Source organism: Achromobacter xylosoxidans, from assembly GCF_001457475.1.
Taxonomy (GTDB): domain Bacteria; phylum Pseudomonadota; class Gammaproteobacteria; order Burkholderiales; family Burkholderiaceae_B; genus Achromobacter; species Achromobacter xylosoxidans.
Genome location: NZ_LN831029.1, coordinates 275,011 through 290,982, shown reverse-complemented (window position 1 = coordinate 290,982; position 15,972 = coordinate 275,011). Strand labels below are relative to the sequence as shown.

The 15,972-nt window shown below is 69.2% G+C and carries 13 protein-coding genes; 9 read left to right on the top strand and 4 right to left on the bottom strand.

Translation table 11 applies throughout. The annotated features are described in order from the left end of the window. The first annotated feature begins 61 nt into the window (after positions 1 to 61). Together AT699_RS01370 and AT699_RS01365 are read left to right on the top strand one after the other, a co-directional pair. A complete protein-coding gene (locus AT699_RS01370) occupies positions 62 to 1,093 on the top strand; it encodes a glycosyltransferase family 2 protein (RefSeq protein ID WP_006387251.1) in 1,032 nt (343 codons plus the stop codon). After that, positions 1,077 to 2,522 carry an ArnT family glycosyltransferase gene (locus AT699_RS01365; RefSeq protein WP_024067472.1) on the top strand — a complete coding sequence of 482 codons (1,446 nt, stop codon included), beginning with the start codon at positions 1,077 to 1,079 and terminating at the stop codon, positions 2,520 to 2,522. Before AT699_RS01370 ends, AT699_RS01365 begins: the two co-directional genes overlap by 17 nt. Before the next feature lie 12 nt (positions 2,523 to 2,534). On the opposite strand, the gene speB is transcribed toward AT699_RS01365, so the two are convergent. Then, complete coding sequence (gene speB / locus AT699_RS01360) at positions 2,535 to 3,581, bottom strand: agmatinase (protein ID WP_024067471.1); 1,047 nt, start codon at positions 3,579 to 3,581, stop codon at positions 2,535 to 2,537. Then, a complete protein-coding gene (locus AT699_RS01355) occupies positions 3,578 to 4,978 on the bottom strand; it encodes a sodium:solute symporter family protein (RefSeq protein ID WP_020925548.1) in 1,401 nt (466 codons plus the stop codon). The genes speB and AT699_RS01355 overlap by 4 nt, the downstream gene beginning before the upstream one ends. Before the next feature lie 250 nt (positions 4,979 to 5,228). On the opposite strand from AT699_RS01355, the gene AT699_RS01350 reads away from it, so the two are divergent. From AT699_RS01350 to AT699_RS01340, 3 genes are all read left to right on the top strand, one after another. Continuing rightward, positions 5,229 to 6,146: a LysR family transcriptional regulator gene (locus AT699_RS01350; protein ID WP_006387247.1), complete on the top strand. Its 918-nt coding sequence runs from the start codon at positions 5,229 to 5,231 to the stop codon at positions 6,144 to 6,146. Between the two features lie 62 nt (positions 6,147 to 6,208). Further along, complete coding sequence (panB, locus tag AT699_RS01345) at positions 6,209 to 7,039, top strand: 3-methyl-2-oxobutanoate hydroxymethyltransferase (protein ID WP_024067469.1); 831 nt, start codon at positions 6,209 to 6,211, stop codon at positions 7,037 to 7,039. Between the two features lie 65 nt (positions 7,040 to 7,104). Further along, positions 7,105 to 8,214: a YcjF family protein gene (locus AT699_RS01340; protein WP_024067468.1), complete on the top strand. Its 1,110-nt coding sequence runs from the start codon at positions 7,105 to 7,107 to the stop codon at positions 8,212 to 8,214. A 30-nt stretch (positions 8,215 to 8,244) separates the two neighbouring features. Here AT699_RS01340 and AT699_RS01335 read toward each other — a convergent pair whose 3' ends face one another. Further along, positions 8,245 to 9,312 (bottom strand): ornithine cyclodeaminase, encoded by a 1,068-nt coding sequence (locus AT699_RS01335; RefSeq protein WP_024067467.1) that lies wholly within the window; start codon positions 9,310 to 9,312, stop codon positions 8,245 to 8,247. A gap of 472 nt (positions 9,313 to 9,784) precedes the next feature. On the opposite strand from AT699_RS01335, the gene AT699_RS01330 reads away from it, so the two are divergent. Then, positions 9,785 to 10,717 carry an N-carbamoyl-D-amino-acid hydrolase gene (locus AT699_RS01330; protein WP_172561415.1) on the top strand — a complete coding sequence of 311 codons (933 nt, stop codon included), beginning with the start codon at positions 9,785 to 9,787 and terminating at the stop codon, positions 10,715 to 10,717. A gap of 18 nt (positions 10,718 to 10,735) precedes the next feature. On the opposite strand, the gene AT699_RS01325 is transcribed toward AT699_RS01330, so the two are convergent. Further along, complete coding sequence (locus AT699_RS01325; RefSeq protein WP_006387242.1) at positions 10,736 to 11,683, bottom strand: LysR family transcriptional regulator; 948 nt, start codon at positions 11,681 to 11,683, stop codon at positions 10,736 to 10,738. A 113-nt stretch (positions 11,684 to 11,796) separates the two neighbouring features. Between AT699_RS01325 and AT699_RS01320 the strand changes: the two genes are divergently transcribed. The 3 genes from AT699_RS01320 (at position 11,797) to nadB (ending at position 15,951) form a co-directional block, all read left to right on the top strand. Continuing rightward, on the top strand, positions 11,797 to 13,035 hold the full coding sequence (locus AT699_RS01320; protein ID WP_024067466.1) for an MFS transporter: 1,239 nt from the start codon (positions 11,797 to 11,799) through the stop codon (positions 13,033 to 13,035). Between the two features lie 185 nt (positions 13,036 to 13,220). Continuing rightward, entirely contained in the window at positions 13,221 to 14,357 is a 1,137-nt protein-coding gene (nadA, locus tag AT699_RS01315) for a quinolinate synthase NadA (protein ID WP_024067465.1), read from the top strand. A 37-nt stretch (positions 14,358 to 14,394) separates the two neighbouring features. Beyond that, complete coding sequence (nadB, locus tag AT699_RS01310; RefSeq protein ID WP_024067464.1) at positions 14,395 to 15,951, top strand: L-aspartate oxidase; 1,557 nt, start codon at positions 14,395 to 14,397, stop codon at positions 15,949 to 15,951. Positions 15,952 to 15,972: the final 21 nt, after the last annotated feature.

The following is a 15,972-nucleotide window of genomic DNA, read 5'->3' as shown; positions in this document are numbered from 1 at the left end:
CGAAACGCCGGCGCTTCACGGCCTGCGTGGCCCGTCAGCTCCACCTGAAAGTACCCAGACAATGCGTCCCTATCCTGATCTGCCGACCTTGCCACGGACCCCGCCGCGTCCGGTGCAGGTCTCCATCATCATTCCCTTCCTGAACGAACGCGAGGTACTGCCCCTGTGCCACGCGCGGCTGCGGCAGGTGCTGGACGCCCTGGGCGAACCCTGGGAAATCGTGTTCGTCGACGACGGCAGCCAGGACGGCAGCGCCGAATACCTGGCGGGCCTCATGGCGCGCGAGCCCGGGCTGAAGCTGGTGCGCCTGAGCCGCAACTTCGGCAAAGAGGCCGCCATGACGGCGGGCCTGGAGCATGCCACGGGCGCGGCCGTTATCCTGCTGGACGCCGACCTGCAGGACCCGCCGGAACTGATCCCGGACATGGTGCGGGCCTGGCGCGAGGGCGCCGACGTGGTCTGCATGCGGCGCCGCAGCCGCGCGGGCGAAAGCTGGCTCAAGCGCGCCTCGGCCTATGCCTACTACCGGCTGCTCAGCCGCCTGAGCCGGGCCGCGATCCCGCCGGACACCGGCGATTTCCGCCTGATGAGCCGGCGCGCGGTCGACGCGCTGCTGCGGCTGCCCGAGAGATGCCGCTACATGAAGGGCCTGTACGCCTGGATCGGCATGCCCACCCGCGTCATCGACTACGACCGCGCTCCCCGCGCCGCCGGCGCCACCAAGTGGAACTATTTCGCGCTGCTGCGGCTGGCAATGGAAGGCATCACCTCGTTCTCCACCGCGCCGCTGCGCTGGGCCACGGCCGCCGGCGTGACGGCCGCCTTGCTCGGCGCGCTGTTTGGCCTGGCCATCATCTTCAAGACACTCATCTTCGGCGATCCCGTCGAGGGCTATCCCTCGCTGATGGCCATGATCACTTTCCTGAGCGGCATTCAGCTGATCACCATCGGCCTGCTGGGCGAATACATGGGCAAGACCTACATGGAAGCCAAGCAGCGGCCCGTCTACCTTGTGAGCGAGGTGCAGCACAGCGCCGCGGCGGTCCTGCCGCTGGCCGACACCGGCAAGGGTCCGCATGCGGTTAACTTCTAGGGGCCTGCTGCTGGGTCTGGGCGTCATCCTGGCGTTGCGGCTGCTGGCAATGACGCTGATGCCGCTGGCCGACACCTCCGAGCCGCGCTATGCCGAAATCGCCCGCCTGATGGCGGCAAGCGGCGACTGGATCACGCCCTGGTTCGAGCCGGGCGTGCCATTCTGGGGCAAGCCGCCGCTCGCGTTCTGGGCGCCGGCGCTGTCGATCCGGCTGCTCGGCCTGTCGGAACTGGCGGTGCGCCTGCCATCGTGGCTGGCCATGCTGGGCGTGCTGGCGCTGGTGCATGCGTGCGGCCGCCGCCTGCACGGCGAACAGGCGGCGCGCTGGGCCACGCTGCTGTTCGCCACCATGCTGCTGCCGTTCGCCAGCGCCGGCGCGGTGCTGACCGACGCGTTCCTGGCGCTGGGCATCACGCTGTCGATGGTCTCCTTCCTGCTGGCGCCACGCGAGCCCCGCCCATGGTGGCGTTATGGATTCTTTGCAGGCCTGACGATCGGCCTGCTGTCCAAGGGGCCGCTGGCGGTGGTGCTGACGGCCGCCGCGATCGTGCCGTGGATGCTGTGGCACCGCAATGGACGCGCACAGCTGCAAGCCCTGCCCTGGGCCAGCGGCATCGCCCTGACGCTGATGCTGGCGCTGCCCTGGTACATCGCCGCCGAACTCAAGACGCCAGGCTTCCTGCGCTACTTCATCATCGGTGAACACTTCCTGCGCTTCGTCGATCCGGGCTGGCAGGGCGACCGCTACGGCTCGGCCCACCAACGGCCTTACGGCGCCATCTGGCTGGACTGGCTGCTGGCGACCCTGCCATGGGGCTTGGTCTGGCTTGGCCTGTTGCTGTGGCCGCGTCGCCAAGCGCCGCTACGCCGGCGCGTGCCGACGGCCTTGCGCGACCCAGCCACGACCTACCTGCTGGCCTGGGCGCTGGCCACGCCGGCCTTCTTCACGCTGTCGGGCAACATCCTGTGGACCTATGTGCTGCCGGCGCTGCCGCCGGTGGCGCTGGCGCTCGGCAACCAGGCCAGCCAGTGGCGCGCGGCGCGCCCGGGCAGGCTGCTGCTGGCGGGCATGGCGCTGGCGCCGGCCGCCGCGCTGGCGCTGGCGCTGCTGGCATGGGCCCGGCCGGTTCACTACAAGACGGAGAAGCAGCTGGTGCAACAGGCCGAAGCCGCCATGCGGGAAGGCGACAGGCTTTACTTCGTCGACAGCCGCCCGTTCTCGGCCCGCTACTATTCGCGCGATACCGCCGGTCTGATCGAGCCCGCCGACCTGGCCGCCGTGCTGCCGGAACCCGGCCAGCGGGTTTTCCTGGCGGTCCCCAAGGACGAGGCTGGCAGCTTGCTGGCGGGCTGGCACGGCACGGTAACGCCCCTGTACTCGAGCCGGCGCTACACCTTGCTGCGGGTGGCGGGCGCCACTGTGCGCTGAAGCGCCAGCGTCTCAGCGCGGGCCGCGCAGCCGCATCAGGCTGAGGATCTCGAACAGGATCTGCGCCCCCGCATGCGCCGTGTTGGCGGTGGCGTCATACGACGGCGCCACTTCCACCAGGTCGCCGCCAACGATGTCCAGGCCCGCCAGCCCGCGCAGCATGGCCTGGGCCTCGCGCACCGTCACGCCGCCAACCTCGGGCGTGCCGGTGCCGGGCGCGAAAGCGGGATCCAGGCAATCGATGTCGAACGACACATACACGGGCGCGTCGCCGACGATGGCTCGCGCCTGGGCGATGATGGCGTCCACCCCAAGCCGCGGAATGTCCTCCGCATGGATCACGGTCATGCCGGATTCATACGAGAACTCCCACAGGTATTCGGCCGATCCACGGATGCCGATCTGGATCGTGCGCGTCGGGTCGAGCACGCCTTCCAGCACCGCCTGGCGGAATGGCCCGCCGTGATGGAAGCGGCTGCCGTCGAAGGGGCCGCCGGTGTCGCAATGCGCATCGAAATGCACCAGCGCCACGGGTTGCCGGGCGCCCAGCGCCCGCAGGATGGGCAGTGTCACGGAATGGTCGCCGCCCACCGAGAGCGGCGCGACGCCGGCTGCCACGAGTTTCTCGTAGGCCGCGTGGATGTCCTCGTGCGACTGTTCCAGGCTGTAGCGACTGCGCATCGGCACGTCGCCGATGTCGGCCACGCGCAGCTCGCGCACCGGCGCGCACTTGAGCACATGGTTGTAGGGGCCGACCCGCTCGATGGCGCGCAACGCGCGCGGCCCGAAGCGACAGCCGCTGCGGTTGCTGGCGCCCAGATCCATCGGCACGCCGAGCAGCGCCACCTGCAGGTCGCCGAAATCCGGTTGGGTCCAGTCGACCTGCCGCGCCGGCGCGTCGAGCAATGTCGGCATGCCGGCATAGGGCGCGCTGCGGGTGCCGCTGTCGTCGATGACGTTGGCCGCCACCGCGCGAAAGTGCGGATCGTGGATGACGGCCTCGTTGGCTCCGCCAAACCGGGCACGCAGCGCGGCCAGTTTCTCGGGGGTGAAACTCATGGGGTGCTCCTGGAAGATGAATCGCCGTGAACCGGCGCCGCCGCCTGTCCGATCAGGCTGACGATGATGAAACTGACGGCGCTGACGGCCAGGCTGGCGTAGATCGGCGTGTTGGCCGCCAGGCCGTCGCGGATCATGAAGCCGATCGCCGTGGCGCAGCCCAGCAGCATGCTGGCGATCGCGCCGGCGGTCGTTCCACGGCGCCACCAGATGGCGCCCAGGATCGGCACCAGCATGCCGCCGACCAGCAGGTTGTAGGCGCAGGTCAACGCGTCCAGCACGTCGTCGACCACCAGCGCGATGCCGAGCGTGGCCAGGCCGACCAGCAGCGTCATCAGGCGATGGCTGCGCACGTGGGTAAAGCCGCGGCCGCCGCGCAAGGCCGGCAGCAGGTCCTCGGCCAGCACGGTGGAAGACGCCAGCATCGCCGCGCTGGCGGTGGACATCATCGCCGCCAGCGCCGCCGCGATCACCAGGCCGCGAATGCCAGCCGGCAATTCGGCCTGGACGATGGCGGCAAAGGCGTTGTTGACGTTGTCCAGGTCGGGCAGCAAGACCCTGGCGGTCATGCCGATCAGCGCGCCCACCAGGCCATAGACTATGCAATACAGCCCCGCCGCCGCCCCCGCCAGCCTCGCCACCCGCTCGCTGCGGGCGGTAAAGACGCGTTGCCAGATGTCCTGGCCGATCAGGATGCCGAAGAAATAGATCAGGAAGTACGTCACGATGGTGGGCCAGCCGATCGCGGTCGGCTCGAAGCTGGCCGCCGGCAGTTTCGCCACCAGTTGGTCCCAGCCGCCGACCCGCGACAGGCAGATCGGCAGCAGCACGGCCATCAGGCCAACGGTCTTGATCAGGAACTGCACGATGTCGGTCAGGGTCAGCGACCACATGCCGCCCACCGCCGAATACACCACCACCACGCCGCCGCCCACCAGGATCGCCAGCCAGAAGGGCATGTCGAACAGCACCTGCATCACCGTGCCGGTCGCGATCACCGAGGTCGCGGCCAGCATCAGCGCGTAGGCCATCATCACCAGCGCGCTGACATGCCGGGTGCGCGCGCTGTAGCGGAACTCCAGGATCTGCGTCACGGTGAAGATGCGCAGCTTCAGCAGCGGCCGGGCCAGGAACACGTTGAGCACGATGATGCCCAGGCCCAGCATGGCGCACAGCCAGAACCCCGAGATGCCATGCACATACCCCAGCCGCACCGTGCCGACGGTGCTGGCGCCGCCCAGCACCGTGGCCGCCATGGTGCCCATGTAGAAGGCCGGTCCGAGATTGCGCCCCGCCACCAGGAAATCCTCGTGCGTCCTGGCGCGCCGCATCCCATACCACCCCAGCAACAGCATCGCGGCCAGGTAGGCCACGACTACACCGATGTCCAGAACCATGTTCTTCCCCTTGTTTCGTCACGTGCGGCATGGGCCATCGAGCGCCGCCGGCAAAACAGCTATTGAAATAGAAGTGAATCTGGAAAACGCATCCTTCCAGACCCCGGTTCGCGCGCTTGCCGGCGCCAGCGCCGGCCTTGCATCGAATCGACAACCCGGGTGGAATAATAGAAATCCGGGCTTTTTCCATCCATGCCTAGTTCGGAAAATTCACATCGATGCTCATCGATGTTTTGTCGGTGATTACCCTATGCTCTCGAACGTTTCCGACCTCGACCTGCGACTGATCCGCGTCTTCCTCACCATCGTCGACGCCGGCGGCGTCTCCGCCGCGCAGGCGCTGCTGGGGGTGGGCCAGTCCACCATCAGCAGCCAACTGGCCACGCTGGAGACCCGCCTGGGTTTCACCCTGTGCGAACGCGGCCGCGGCGGCTTTCGCCTGAGCGCCAAGGGGCAGCGCTTCGACAAGCTGGCGCGGCGCGCGCTAGCCTCGCTGGACGACTTCAGCGCGCAGGCGCGCAACATGCACCGGCAACTGGTCGGCAACCTCACGCTGGGCCTGATCGGCAACGCCACCATGGCGCAGAACGCGCGCATCGGCCACGCCATCGAGAAATTCCGCCGGCGCGACGAAGCGGTGCGCCTGTCGGTGCTGATCCGCAGCCCGCGCGAACTGGAGGAACTGATCCTGAAAGACGAAATGCAGGTGGCCATCGGCTATTTCCTGCACCGCGTGCCGATGCTGGACTACACGCCGCTGTTCCAGGAAAGGCAGGTCGCCTACTGCGGCGCCAGCCATCCGCTGGCGGCGCGCGCCGGCCGCGTCACCGAAGCGGACATCGCCGACGCCGACTGGACCTGGCGCACCTATCCGCTGCCGGAATCGTCGTTCGCCGGCCGCCCGCGTCACATCACCTCGGAAGCCGACAACATGGAGGCCGCGCTGATCCTGATCCTGTCGGGCGCGCACCTGGGCTACCTGCCCGAGCACTACGCCGCGCCCTACGTGACGGCCGGCCTGCTGCACGCGCTGGACGCCGACGCCTATCACTACGACGTCGAGATCAGCATGGTGGCCAAGCGGCGCAGCCACCTGGATGACATCGCCGCGGCCTTCCTCGAAGACATGCGCGCGGCGCTGCTGGCTGCGCCGGACGCCACGCCGTGATATACCTGTGCCGCGCGCGGCGCCCGTCCACGGGCCTTGCGCGCCGCATACCAGGAGCCCGCATGTCCACTACCGCCACCCTGAATTCCGCCGCCGGCGCGCCGCGCCGCATGACCGTCCCGGCGTTTCGCGCCCGCAAGCGCGCCGAACCCCTGGTCATGCTCACCGCCTACACCGCGCGCATGGCCGAACTGCTGGATCCGCACTGCGACGCGCTGCTGGTGGGCGACAGCCTGGCGCAGACCATCTACGGCCTGCCGTCCACCGTGCCCGTCACGCTGGACATGATGATCGCGCACGGCGCCGCGGTGGTGCGCGGCGCGCGCCAGGCCCTGGTGGTGGTCGACATGCCGTTCGGCAGCTACGAGGAAAGCCCGGAGCAGGCCTTCCGTTCGGCCGCCCGCGTCCTGAAGGAAACCGGCGCCAGCGCCGTCAAGCTGGAAGGCGGCCAGGCCATGGCGCCGGCGATCGCCTATCTGTCGACGCGTGGCATTCCGGTCATGGCGCACATCGGCCTGACGCCGCAGGCGGTCAACATCCTTGGCGGCTATGGCGCCCGCGGCCGGGGCGATGCCGAATACGCCCGCATCGCCGCCGACGCCACGGCGGTTGCCGAGGCCGGCGCCTTCGCCGTGGTGATCGAAGGCGTGGTCGAGCCGCTGGCGCTGGCCATCACCGAGGCGATCGCCTGCCCCACGATCGGCATCGGCGCCTCCGCCGGCTGCGACGGCCAGGTGCTGGTGGTGGACGACATGCTCGGCATGTTCGAGCGCACCGCCCGCTTCGTCAAACGCTACGACACCCTGGCCGACCGCATCCAGGCGGCCGCGCGCGATTACGCCGCCGACGTGCGCGCGCGCCGCTTTCCCGAGTCGCGGCACCTGTACGGCTGAATCCGGCCCGCGCGCTTTTATCGCTAGAATCAAGCCATGCCTGTTTCCCGCGCCCGCCGCCTGCCATGAATCCGCCCCGCCACGACACGCCCCAATTGCAGGACGCCATCGCCGATGCGATCAGCACCGCCACGCGCGGCGCGGGACGCGTCAACATCCTGGTGGCCGGCAAGACCGGCGTGGGCAAGAGCACGCTCATCAACGCCGTGTTCCGCGGCGAGCTGGCCAAGACAGGCGCCGGCAGGCCGGTCACCCAGACCACGCAGGAATTCTCGCGGCCCGGCCACCCCCTGACCATCATCGACACCCGTGGCCTGGAAGTGGGCGACTACGCCCGCTCACGCCAGCAATTGGCCGACCTGATCCGCGAACGCTCCGCCGCGGATGACCAGGACCGGCACCTGCACGCCGCCTGGCTGTGCATCCAGGACAGCGGCCACCGCGTCGAAGACGCCGAAATCGAGCTGAGCGCCCTGCTGGCCGACGCCGGCATCCCGGTTATCGTCGTGCTCACCAAGGCGCGCAAGAACAGTCCTTTCCTGGAACAGGCCCGCGCCCTGTTGCCGCGCGCGCGCCAGGTGGTGGCGGTACGCGCGCTGCCCGAACGCATCGAGGAACTGGACGCGGACCTGCCGCCGATGGGACTGGACGCGCTGATCGAAGCCACCGCCCAGTACATCCCCGAATCACAGCAACGCGCTTATGCCAATGCGCTATCGACCCGCAACCAGAAAGCCCTGGAAGTAAAAAAAAAGCGGGCTGAAATAGAAGTGAACATCGCGGCTGGACTGGCCGCGTCCGCCGCCGCCGCGCCGATTCCGTTTTCCGATGCGGTGGCGCTGGTGCCGATCCAGGTCGGCATGATCGCCAAGATCGGCATCACCTTCGGCATGGAGTTGAACACCGCCGCCATCAGCACGCTCGTCACTTCCTCGCTGGGCGCGTCGGCGGCCACGCTGGTCGGGCGTTCGGTGGTGTCGGGCCTGCTCAAGTTCATCCCCGGCGCCGGCAGCGCCGTGGGCGGCACCATCGCCGCCACCACCGCCGGCGCCATCACCAAGCTGCTGGGCAACGCCTATGTCGCGGTGCTGTACGACTTCTGCCAGAAGCATCCGGGCCAGGATCTCGACATCCCGATGATCACCCAGGCCTTGAAGCAGCGCATGAAACCGTGACAGCCCGCGCGCGGCGCGACACGTCCCGCGTCAGTCCCTGAGCAGCGCCTGCGTGTCGCGGGCCGCCCGGACGGTGGTCTGGCGGGCACGCACCAATCCGAACAGATCCTTCGGATCGGCCAGTTGCGGCGCCACTTCGACGCGCGTGCCGATGCCGTGCTTGAGCGCGCTGTCGCGCAGCCAGCGCAGCGCCGAAAAATCCTCCAGCGCAAAGCCGACCGAGTCGAACAGGGTGACGTCGCGGGCATCGCCACGCCCGGCGCACCGGCCCGTCAGCACGCGCCACAGTTCGGTCACGGTGAAGTCCGCCGGCATCTGCTGCAGATCGCCTTCGATGCGGGTCTGCGGCTCGTACTCGACGAACACCGGTCCGGCGCGCAGCACGTCCGCGTGCAGCTCGGTCTTGCCGGGGCAGTCGCCACCCACCGCATTGATGTGCATGCCCGGCTCGATCATATCGGCCGTCAGGATGGTGGCGTAGGCCTTGTCGGCCGTGACGGTGGTCACGATATCGGTTCCCGCGACCGCCGCGGCAATGCTGTCGAAACGACGCAGGCGCAGCCCCGCCACACCCGCCAGGTTGCGCGCCAGCTTGTCGGTGGCGGCGCCGTCAACGTCATACAGATGCAGGGTGTCGATGCCCAGGATGTGATGGAATGCCAGGGCCTGGAACTCGCTTTGCGCGCCATTGCCGATCAAGGCCATGCGGCGCGATCCCGGACGCGCCAGGGCGCGCGCGGCCAGGGCGGAGGTGGCGGCGGTCCGCAGCGCGGTGGTCAACGTCAGTTCGCTGATCAGCAGCGGTTCGCCGGTGCTGACCCGCGCCAGCGCGCCAAAGGCCATCACCGTGCTCAGCCCGGCCAGCGGATTGCCCGGATGGCCATTGACGTACTTGAAACTGTAGAGCTCGTGGTCGGCGGTGGGCATCAGTTCGATCACGCCGGTCGCCGAGTGGCTGGCGACGCGCGCGCTCTTGTCGAACTCCTGCCAGCGCAGGAAATCGGCCAGCAGATAATCCAGCAGGTCTTCGAATACCTTGCGCGGGCCCTGCGCGGCCACGATTTTCGCGACGTCGGTGGTGGTGAGCAGTGTCGTCATTATTTTCCCCTGATGTATCGGTAGGGAAATTCTGGCCGATGGGCCGGTCAATGCCTAGCGTCCACTTTCCACACAAAACGCGGCGAACTTGCCATTCTGGCAACGGCCGATGCCACTTGTCGCAATCCGGCCGCGGCGCCGCCGGATCCAGGCTGCCCGGATATAGAAATATGCATGGCGCCCATGCCTGCGCGTTATGCATGGCGGACGCGATTTCCTGCCGCAATGCGGCAAATGCGTCGACATATCAAGCGCTTGGCGCGATGCCGCGGCACCCGCGAGCCGCTTCGCGGCCGCCGCCGCCGGGTTTGTAGTTTCCCGCCCGCACATGCATGCTTGAGCCTGCGACGACGCGTCGGGACGGCTTCCGGCGCGCCCGCGCGCCCCCATAACGCACACACCGCCCGCATGCAGCATGCCCTGAGCGGACCTGGAGATCGATATCGTGAGCAATGCATCCCCCGCCCGCAAGATGGGCCTGGCCGTCGCCCAGATGGGCGCCGTCAATCTTGCCGACAGCCGCCAGGCCGTGGTCAAGCGCCTGGTCGAGATGCTGCGGGAGGCCGCCGGCCGCAAGGCCGAATTCGTGGTGTTCCCCGAACTGGCGCTGACCACGTTCTTTCCGCGCTATTGGATGGACGACGCCGAGGCGGTCGAGCGTTTCTTCGAGAAATCCATGCCCAACGCCGACGTGCAGCCGCTGTTCGACACGGCCCGGGAACTGGGCGTGGGCTTTTACCTTGGCTATGCCGAACTCACCCCCGAAGGCCGTCAGTTCAACAGCGCCATCCTGGTCGACCGCAACGCGCGCATCATCGGCAAATACCGCAAGATCCACCTGCCAGGCCATTCCGACCACAAGCCCGACGCCCCCTTCCAACATCTGGAGAAGAAGTTCTTCGAAGTCGGCGACCTGGGATTCGGTGTCTGGGAAATGGACCGCACCCGGATCGGCATGTGCCTGTGCAACGACCGCCGCTGGCCCGAAACCTACCGCGTCATGTCGCTGCAGAGCGCCGAGCTGATCGTGCTGGGCTACAACACGCCGTCACTCAATATCCATTGGGACGAGCCCGCGCACCTGCGCACCACCACGCACGAGATCGTGCTGCAGGCCAGCGCTTACCAGAACGCGGTCTGGATCGGCGCCGCGGCCAAGTGCGGCCACGAGGACGGCCATCACATGATCGGCAGTTCCATGATCGTGGCGCCGTCCGGTGAAATCGTGGCCCGCGCCAGCAGCGAGGAAGACGAAGTCATTACCGCCCGCATCGACCTCGGCCTGGGCCAGGCCTTCCGCGACCACGTCTTCAATTTCGCCAAGCACCGCAGCCCGCAGCATTACCGGCTGATCGTCGAACGCACCGGCGCCGGCGATCCCCTGCCCACGGCCCGGCCGGATTGACCGCCGTAGCGGCCGGCCCTAATCCTGCCCGGTCCCGGACCGCAGTTCGGCCGGCAGGTATTCGCGCATGACCTCGATGAAGCGGCGCAGGCGGGCCGGCTGCAATCGCGAAGGCGCATAGATCAGGTAGACGGGCAGGGGCGCGGCGCGCCAGGCCGGCGCCAGCTGCACCAGCCGCCCGCTGGCCAGTTCATCCCGCAATGCCCACGCCGACGCGATGCCCACGCCCAGGCCCAGCAGCGCCGCGCGGCGCAAGGCATACAGCCCATCGGTGGACAGGCGCGGCTGGATCTCGAAGCGGGACACCTCGCCGGTCTCCACGTGGGTCAGGCTCACCTCGTCGCGGTAGAACGTGCGCAGCGCCAGCCATGGCAGGCGCGCCAGTTCCGACGGATGCTCGGGCACGGGTCCGCCGTCCAGCAATGACGGCGCCGCCATCACGCTGCGCGGCACCTCGCCCAGCTTGAGCGCGACCACGGAAGGGTCCTGCACCGCCCCGACCTTGATCGCGCAATCGATATTCTCCGCGATGAAATCCGGCACGCGGTCATGCAGCAGCCATTCGACCCGCATGCGGGGATACTGGCGCAGGTATTGCGCCAAGGGCTCGACGAACTGGTTCTGGCCGAACGCGTGCGGCGCCACCACGCGCAGCGTGCCCGCCAGTTCCTCGCCAGCCCCGCGCACGTCATTCTCGAACGACTGCCAGGTCGCCAGCAGCTCCCGGGCACGCTCGTAGCAGCGCTGGCCATCCTCCGTCAGGCGGATGGCGTGGGTCGAGCGCTGCAACAGCCGCACCCCAAGGGTGCGCTCCAGCAGCTGCAACCGACGGCTGACGGTCGGTTGCGTGCCGCCGAGCTGCAGCGCGGCGGCCGACAGACTGCCGGCCTCCACGATGCGCACGAAGGTTTCGATCAACAACATGCGGTCGGTGCCGGTCGCGACGGCAAGGGCAGGGGTGCTCATACGCGTATCGTATAACGGATCTACCCCCAAGCCGGCTACCCAAGGCCGCTCGGTGCGCTCAGAATCTGCGCCATACGCACATGACGGTGCGCCATTCTGAACGGATTCCCCCCATGACCTTCGATACCCGGGCGCACGCTGCCCCCGCTTTCCACGAGCTTTCCGCGCGGCTGGTGCTGCTGCTGGCGATAGGCGCCGGCCTCGCGGTCGCGTCCCTCTATTACAACCAGCCGATGCTTGGCATCCTCGGCGCGGACCTGCGCGCCGGCGCCGGCGAACTGGGCTGGATTCCCACGCTGACTCAGCTCGGTTATGCGTTTGGCATATTGACGCTGGCGCCGCTGGGAGACCGCTATGACCGCAAGCGCATCGTCCTCATCAAGGCGGGCGCCCTCAGCGCCGCCTTGATGCTGGCCGCGCTGGCGCAGGACATCGGCGTACTGCTGGCCGCCAGCTTCGCCATCGGGCTGTCCGCCACCCTGGCGCAGGACATCGTCCCCGCGGCCGCCACGCTGGCGCCGGCCGCCCACCGCGGCCGCATCGTGGGCACGGTGATGACGGGACTGCTGCTGGGCATCCTGCTGTCGCGCGTCGTCAGCGGGTTCGTCGCCGAACAGTTCGGTTGGCGCGCCATGTTCCTGGTCGCGGCGCTCTCGATTCTGGCGCTGGGCGCGGCCTTGTGGCGCGGCCTGCCGACGTTCGCGCCGACCACCGCGCTGCCTTACGTCGAATTGCTGCGCTCGCTGCCCCGACTCTGGCGCCAGCATGGCGAACTGCGCCGCGCCGCGCTCGCGCAGGGACTGCTGTCGCTCGGCTTCAGCGCCTTCTGGTCGACCCTGGCGGTGATGCTGCACGGCGCGCCGTTCCACCTGGGCGCCGCCGCCGCCGGAGCCTTCGGCCTGGCGGGCGCGGCGGGCGCATTGGCCGCGCCGCTGGCAGGCCGCTACGCCGACCGGCGCGGCCCCAACGCCGTCAGCCGCCTGGGCGCCGCGCTCACCGCGGTTTCGTTCGCGGCCATGGCACTGCTGCCGCTGCTGTCGACGCAATCCGCGCTGTGGCTGATCGCCGCCAGCGCCATCGGCTTCGACCTCGGCATCCAGGTGGCGCTGATCGCGCACCAGAGCATCGTCTACGGCATCGATCCCGGCGCCCGCAGCCGGCTCAACGCGGTGCTGATGGTCAGCGTGTTCATCGGCATGGCCGCCGGCGGGGCGCTGGGCAGCCTGGCGCTGGCACACTGGGGCTGGATCGGTGTCACGGTGGTCGCCACGACCGCGGCGGTCGGCGCGTTGCTGCTACGCGTGTGGCCCGCCCGGCGCCCGCGCCGTGACCGTGCCGGTTGCCCGGCCTGAGGTTGCCGCTGCGCGGTGGGTCGTCCGGCCCGCCGCGCTCGCGCCCCCCGCCGTGCGAAGGCCGCCTCGGGAAAACACGGGTGAAAATCCTGGCGATCTGATTTATGCTCAAAAAAAACATAAGTCGCCTTTTTTTTAACCCATAAATGCTCATATTGAGCATTTATACGCTATGGACCTTCGCCATGACCGCCGATCCCACGCATTTCGTCGAATTCGACCTGCCCGGCGCCGGCCAGCCCGGCATCGTCGGCCAGGCCTGGACCCGGGTGCCCGCCCCCCTTTCCGCCGCCGAACGCGCCGAGGCGGCAAGCCGCATCGGTGCGCTGCTGGCCCGCGAGAACGCCGTGGTGGTGGCGCATTACTACGTCGATGCCGACATCCAGGAACTGGCCGAAGCCACCGGCGGCTGCGTCGGCGACTCGCTGGAAATGGCCCGTTTCGGCCGCGACCACCCCGCCGGGACACTGGTCGTGGCGGGCGTGCGCTTCATGGGCGACACCGCCAAGATCCTCAGCCCCGGCAAGCGCGTGCTGATGCCGGATCTCGCGGCCAGTTGCTCGCTCGACCTGGGCTGTCCCGCGCCGGACTTCGCGGCCTGGTGCGACGCGCATCCCGACCGTACCGTGGTGGTCTACGCCAACACCAGCGCCGCGGTGAAAGCGCGCGCCGATTGGGTCGTCACCTCGTCGATCGCGCTGGACCTGATCGCCGACCTGCATGCGCGCGGCGAGAAGATCCTGTGGGCGCCCGACAGGCACCTGGGCCACTATGTGCAGCAACAGACCGGCGCCGACATGTTGCTGTGGCAGGGCGCATGCCTGGTGCACGACGAATTCAAGGGCGCCGAGCTGGCGCTGATGCGCGCCCAGTACCCCGATGCGCGCGTGCTGGCGCATCCCGAATCGCCTTCTCCGGTATTGGCGCAGGCCGACGTGATCGGCTCCACCACCCAGCTGATCGAGGCCGCGCGGACACTGGATACGCGGCGCCTGATCGTCGCCACCGAACAGGGCATCCTGCACAAGATGCGCCAACGGGCGCCCGGCAAGCATTTCCTGGCGGCGCCCACCGCGGGAGACAGCGCCACCTGCAAGAGCTGCGCCCAGTGTCCCTGGATGGCGATGAACGGACTGGCCGGTGTCGCGCACGTCCTGGAGCACGGCATCAACGAGATCGAACTGGACCCTGCGCTGGCCCGGCGCGCCAAAGCGCCGATCGATCGCATGCTGGACTTTGCCCAGGCGCGCAAGCGTCCGGTGCGGGCCAGCGGCGACCTGGCGCGCGATGGCGCGCTGTTCCAGCGGGTCGGCCCGGCCTGAAGCGCGTGGCCATCGGCTTTTCCTGCGAGGTCCCGTCATGCATTTCGACGTCATCATCGTCGGCAGCGGTCTGGCCGGCAGGGCCGCCGCGCTCGAACTGGCGCCGCACCGGCACGTTGCGCTGGTCAGCAAGGGTGCGCTGCATGCCGGCGCCAGCCCGCACGCGCAGGGCGGCATTGCCGCGCCGCTGGGGCCGGGCGACAGCGTGGCCGCGCACCTGCGCGACACGCTGGATGCCGGCGCCGGCCTGTGCGACGCGGCGGCGGCGCGCGCCATCCTCGACCAGGCGCGCGCTGCCATCGCCTGGTTGCAGGCGCAAGGCGTGGCGTTCACGACCGAGGGCCAGGCGCTGCACCTGACCCGCGAGGGCGGCCACGGCCAACGCCGCATCGCGCATGCGGCCGACGCCACCGGCCGCGCCATCATGACGGCGCTGGGCGAGCAGGTGACCCGGCTTGCCGCCATCACGGTGCTGGAGCGCCACTGCGCCGTCGATCTGCTGCTGGACGCGCCCGGCGGCCGCTGCCGCGGCGTGCGCCTGCTGGACCTGGACCGGCGCCTGCGCCGCGAGGTCTCCGCCGACCAGGTGGTGATCGCCAGCGGCGGCGCCGGCCAGGTCTACGCCACCACCACCGCGCCATCCGGCGCCACCGGCGACGGCATCGCCATCGCCGCGCGCGCCGGCGCCCGCACCGCCAACCTGGCGTTCATGCAGTTCCATCCCACCGGCCTGCATCACCCGCGCGCCGACGGCTTCCTGGTCTCCGAAGCCGTGCGCGGCGAGGGCGGACGGCTGTGCCTGCCAGACGGCAGCCGCTTCATGCCGGCCTACGATCCCCGCGCCGAACTGGCCCCGCGCGACATCGTCGCGCGCGCCATCCATGCCGAAATGCGGCGCCACGCGCTCGATTGCGTCTACCTGGATATCAGCCACCGCCCGCGCGCTTTCCTGCTGGCGCACTTTCCCGCCATCCACGCGCATTGCCTGGCGTTGGGGCTGGACATCGCCACCACGCCCATTCCCGTGGCGCCGACCGCCCACTACACCTGCGGCGGCATCGCCACCGACACCCGCGGCCGCAGCAGCGTGGCCGGCCTGTACGCGGTGGGCGAAGCGGCCTGCACCGGCCTGCACGGCGCCAATCGACTGGCCAGCAATTCACTGCTGGAATGCGTCGTCACGGGCCGCGCCGCGGCCCGCGACATCCTGGCGCGCCCCGCAAGGATACGGGTCGACACCCCGGCCTGCGCGGTGCCGGCCCGCGACACATCGGCGGCAGCCTTCGCCACCCCGCTGCGGCAATCGCTGCGCGCCTTGATGACCCTCGAAGCGGGGATCGTGCGCAGCGATGCCTCGCTGCGGCGCGCCGCCGACCACATCACCGCCTTGCGCCGCGTGCTCGATGCCCGCGACCATCTCGACGACAGCCTGGAAGGACTGGAACTGCGCAATCTGGCCCTGGTCGCCGATTTGACGGTGCGCGACGCGCGCGATCGCCGCGAAAGCCGCGGCGCGCATTTCAACCAGGACTGGCCTGACCGTTCGGCCCTACCCGCAAGCCCTGCAATGCCGCCCCGCAATCATCGGCCGTGACGATTGCGACACTGCCCTCGC

Excerpts from the sequence above, each read along its gene's own strand:
- AT699_RS01365 (WP_024067472.1), top strand. The coding sequence starts at position 1,077 with ATGCGGTTAACTTCTAGGGGCCTGCTGCTGGGTCTGGGCGTCATCCTG.
- AT699_RS01335 (WP_024067467.1), bottom strand. The coding sequence starts at position 9,312 with ATGACGACACTGCTCACCACCACCGACGTCGCGAAAATCGTGGCCGCG.
- nadA (WP_024067465.1), top strand. The coding sequence starts at position 13,221 with ATGACCGCCGATCCCACGCATTTCGTCGAATTCGACCTGCCCGGCGCC.
- AT699_RS01340 (WP_024067468.1), top strand. The coding sequence starts at position 7,105 with ATGAATCCGCCCCGCCACGACACGCCCCAATTGCAGGACGCCATCGCC.
- AT699_RS01320 (WP_024067466.1), top strand. The coding sequence starts at position 11,797 with ATGACCTTCGATACCCGGGCGCACGCTGCCCCCGCTTTCCACGAGCTT.
- nadB (WP_024067464.1), top strand. The coding sequence starts at position 14,395 with ATGCATTTCGACGTCATCATCGTCGGCAGCGGTCTGGCCGGCAGGGCC.
- AT699_RS01355 (WP_020925548.1), bottom strand. The coding sequence starts at position 4,978 with ATGGTTCTGGACATCGGTGTAGTCGTGGCCTACCTGGCCGCGATGCTG.
- AT699_RS01370 (WP_006387251.1), top strand. The coding sequence starts at position 62 with ATGCGTCCCTATCCTGATCTGCCGACCTTGCCACGGACCCCGCCGCGT.
- AT699_RS01330 (WP_172561415.1), top strand. The coding sequence starts at position 9,785 with ATGGGCCTGGCCGTCGCCCAGATGGGCGCCGTCAATCTTGCCGACAGC.
- AT699_RS01325 (WP_006387242.1), bottom strand. The coding sequence starts at position 11,683 with ATGAGCACCCCTGCCCTTGCCGTCGCGACCGGCACCGACCGCATGTTG.
- speB (WP_024067471.1), bottom strand. The coding sequence starts at position 3,581 with ATGAGTTTCACCCCCGAGAAACTGGCCGCGCTGCGTGCCCGGTTTGGC.
- AT699_RS01350 (WP_006387247.1), top strand. The coding sequence starts at position 5,229 with ATGCTCTCGAACGTTTCCGACCTCGACCTGCGACTGATCCGCGTCTTC.
- panB (WP_024067469.1), top strand. The coding sequence starts at position 6,209 with ATGTCCACTACCGCCACCCTGAATTCCGCCGCCGGCGCGCCGCGCCGC.